The sequence below is a fragment of the Desulfosarcina sp. genome, from assembly GCF_046496365.1.
In the GTDB taxonomy this organism is placed as follows: Bacteria; Desulfobacterota; Desulfobacteria; order Desulfobacterales; family Desulfosarcinaceae; genus Desulfosarcina.
This window is the reverse complement of the sequence record NZ_JAWOHB010000095.1, coordinates 1-3,885: the sequence shown is the minus strand read 5'-3', so window position 1 is coordinate 3,885 and position 3,885 is coordinate 1. Positions and strand designations below refer to the sequence as shown.

5 protein-coding genes are annotated in these 3,885 nt (G+C 54.3%); all 5 read right to left on the bottom strand.

What is annotated here, in order from left to right:
* Positions 1-607, bottom strand: a 607-nt coding sequence (locus R6V78_RS07485; protein ID WP_410288716.1) for a proline racemase family protein, incomplete at its 3' end; no start/stop codon positions are given.
* Positions 608-703: 96 nt separating this feature from the next.
* Positions 704-1,801, bottom strand: a complete 1,098-nt coding sequence (locus R6V78_RS07480; RefSeq protein ID WP_410288715.1) for an ABC transporter ATP-binding protein — start codon at positions 1,799-1,801, stop codon at positions 704-706.
* Between the two features lie 151 nt (positions 1,802-1,952).
* Positions 1,953-3,113: an extracellular solute-binding protein gene (locus R6V78_RS07475; RefSeq protein WP_410288714.1), complete on the bottom strand. Its 1,161-nt coding sequence runs from the start codon at positions 3,111-3,113 to the stop codon at positions 1,953-1,955.
* Positions 3,114-3,148: 35 nt separating this feature from the next.
* On the bottom strand, positions 3,149-3,367 hold the full coding sequence (locus R6V78_RS07470; protein WP_410288713.1) for a hypothetical protein: 219 nt from the start codon (positions 3,365-3,367) through the stop codon (positions 3,149-3,151).
* Positions 3,368-3,389: 22 nt separating this feature from the next.
* On the bottom strand, positions 3,390-3,885 hold a 496-nt coding region (locus R6V78_RS07465), incomplete at its 5' end, for an ABC transporter permease (protein ID WP_410288712.1).

Sequence of the window (3,885 nt, the reverse complement as noted above, 5' to 3'; positions counted from 1 at the left end):
TGTTCTCGGGAATCCACTCGAGGCCGATTTCATGAGCGGAAACCATGACAAAAAATCCCCCCACACAGACCGTCGCCGCCGAAACAGCACCCAGTTCAGGCAGTTCGAGCTTTGCCTTGTCCTGATACACAAAGGAGGGCACCATTTGAATGCCGACCGATTCAACCCGTCCATTCTGCATGTAAACCGTGGTTTTCATGGGCCCGGAGGGTGTGTCCACCACAACCGGCATGGACTCGTCCGCCACCTGAATTTCTCCCGCCGCGATCAGCGTCATGACCGCTCCCATGGTTGCATGGCCGCAAAGGAAGGGATATCTGCGGGGATCCATGTAGATCAGGCCGAAACAGGCTCCCGGTGTTACAGGATCCGTAAGAAATGCCGCAAACATCCCCCGGTGCCCGCGCGTTTCCCGCGTCAGCTGCAGGCGGACATGGTCATAATGCTCCATGAAATACAACCGCTTTTCTTGCATGGTACGACCCGGTACAGGACCTGCGCCGCCGACGATCAGCCGGGTCGGCTCTCCGGCCGTGTGGGAATCGATGGTGACCATGCGTGAAGGATAGATTTCCTTCAGCGCTCGCGTCAGTTTTCTGTCATCCACGAAGATACCTCCTGAAAACTGCGTAATTGTTTTGCGTAAGATATGCTGCGGTTCTCTCTTGACTGCGCCGTAAAGCAGCGCTAACGGCGGGGATTATCAGATTCGAAGCAAACCGCAGTGTCTGGGAGCCGCGTGGACACGGACGGCCACACCTTTCCTGATGGGATGCAATTTAGCGATACCGATGGCATGCACCATGGTGCCGTTTTCCAATTCCACGAAATAGCTGACTTCGCCGCCCATGTAGCTGCGATCCTTGATGATGCCGTTGAACGAATTCATGTCCGGCTCCGGCGGCGGCTCATTTTCCGTGGTGACTTTCAAGTTCTGGGCTCTTACGACAAGCTCGACCGGATCACCCTGCCGCCATTCACCCGGGTGCTTGACCCGGAACGCATTGCCGTCCTTCAACTGAACATGGACCACATCCTGGATCCTGTCTGAAACAGTCCCATGAAAAAAATTGGAATGCCCGAGGAAATCCGCCACAAAGTGATTTTCGGGAAAATTATAAACCTCCTGGGGGCTTCCTTCCTGTTGTTTGAGCCCGTCATTCATCACCACGATTTTATCGGACATGGACAAGGCCTCACGCTGGTCATGGGTCACAAAAACGGTTGTTACGCCCAGCAGCTGCTGAAGATTGTCTATTTCGCGGCGCATCTCTTCGCGCAGGTTTTCGTCCAGCGCCGACAGCGGTTCATCCATTAAAAGGACATCGGGTTCGATCACGATGGCGCGCGCCATGGCAATGCGCTGCTGCTGTCCACCGGACAGCTGTGAGGGCATGCGGCTCTCCACACCCGGCAGGCGCACCATCTCCAGCGCCTTTTTTACTTTTCCTGCTACTTCGTTTTTGGGAACATCCCGGTATTTTAAGCCGAATGCGACGTTGTCAAAAATGTTCTTATGCGGAAAAAGTGCGTAATTCTGGAAAATCATCCCCAGGTTGCGTTTGTGGATCGGAATGTCGTTGACCCGTTTGCCCTTGATATAGATGTCCCCTTCCGTCGGCGATTCCAGGCCGGCGATCATCCTCAAGATCGTGGTTTTGCCGCATCCGGACGGCCCAAGCAGCGTCACCAGCGATCCTTCACCGAACGTGAGGTCCATCTTCTGAACCGCCACCACCTTTCCGAAGCGCTTGTACACCCCTCTCAATTCAACGGCAGGGGAAGCATCTTGTTTCTCCACGGTTTTTCCCTTCCATGTTTTGACGCCTGACAGACACCCAGCTATTCTAATATATAAAAACGGCAGGTTGCAGCCGGTTTTGAGGCAGTCTCCGGCCCCCGTCTGGAAAAAGGGGGCCGGAAACTTCATTGGCAGGTGGCCGCTCGAATGATCAGCCGCCGGCTTTGATACGATCCCATTTCTCGGCAAACTCAACCTGATGACCGTTCCAGTAGGCAGGATCGGCAAACAGATAGCCGTCCAGTTTTCCGGTCGGATCGAACTCGGGCAGCCGTTTGACCTCATCCGGCATGGGAACCATGGTCGGATCGAGACTCGGCGGATACTTCTGTCCCACGGCCACGGCAATGGCGGCTTTAGGCTCCAGCATGTAATTCAACAGCTGTTGGGCCACATTCAGATCCGTTCCCTTGATGACAAAGATACATTCCTGCCATGAATAACAGTTGTGCGGCGAAAGGAATCCGATGGGATGTCCCTGGGCCTGCAGCGCAGCCACACGACCGGACCAGGCGACGGTGGCGTAAATTTCCTCATTGGCCAGCAGGCTCATGAGCTCCGCGCCCGATCCCCAGTATTTTTTGATCATGGGAACCTGTTGACGCAACGCATTCCACATCGCGTCCAGGTCGGTGATGTTGTTTGGATTTTGGCCGGTATGCAGGGCCGCATACCAGATATTGGTGCGCCAATCCCCCCAGCTGCCGAGTTTTTTATTGAGATCCTTGTCCCACAGCAGGGAGGCCCCCATCTTTTCCGCCTTGTCCTTGGATATGTACTTGGTGTTATAGGCAATACCGGTTTGTCCGTAATCATAGGGAACGGCGGACAGTTTGCCGTTGGTTATTTTTCGATACGGTTCCATCATGGCTGTCATGACATACTTCAGGTTGGGAATCTTGCTTTCATCCAGGGCCACATCATACCCCAGGCCCACATACCTGGCATAATCGAAGACGCCGCTCAGATGCGCCAGGTTAAACTCGCCTCCCGGCGGAAAGGATGCCTTCACCCGCGTCAGATAGGTGTCCATATCGCCGAATTCGCCGTCGACCACCTTTATGCCCGTCGCTTTCGTAAAGGGATTAAATGCATGTTCGCGAAAGGCTTCGGATACCACGCCGCCCCATCCGTCGAAACGAATCGAATTGGCGGCAAAGGCATTCCGGCTGAACGGGCTGAACGGACCGCCCGCCAGACCGGCAGCGACACCGGCAAGGCTCAGATACCTGATAAAATTTCTGCGGCTGATATCACCGTTCAGGTAGCGTTCGTAAAGATTTTCCAGTCTCTTTTCCTGATCTTGTTTCATTTTCTGTCTCCTTTCAGGTTATGAATGGTTAGCGCCTATTCAAGATTTCCCTCGACGGTTTCATATCCGCAGACAGCGGCCCATTCAGCATCCTCCAAGCTGCACACCCAGTAGACCGGCGCATCGCCTTTGACTATTTTTAAGGGAACGGATGATTTTTTAACATAGGACCGGGCCGCCTCCAGCGAACGGAACGGAAAAACAGTGATCCAGCGGGTGTTTCCACCGCTGTTTTTCAGTTCGACCATGGGCATCGTTATATTCTCCTGTTAAAGCTCACACGCCTTTTGAAAGCCTGCGCGTCAAATAGCCGGCCAGCAGCGGCGTGGCGATGGTCAGAATAATCATGACCGTCCCCAGCGCATTGATTTCCGGGCTGATGGAATTGCGCAGCATGCCGAATATCTTAACCGGCACGGTCTGGTTCTGCGCTGTCGCCCAGAATAAGGTAGCGGTAATGTCGTCAAAAGAAATCGTAAACGAAAACAGCATCCCTCCAAAAATTGCCGGCATCAACAGGGGAAGCGTCACTTCCTTGAACGCCTGAACAGGGTTGGCCCCCAGTGACTGCGCGGCCTCCTCATATTCTTTCTTGATGCCGCCCAGTCTGGCCTGGACGATGAGAAGCACATAGGGCAGTGTGAGCACGACATGACCGATCACCAGCAGTGCGAAACTCTTGGGCTGCTGCAGCCATCGAATGAAAAGCAGCAGCGCCACCCCCAGAATAACTTCGGGTATCATGATGGGCGCCAGCAGCAAGGTGTTGAGC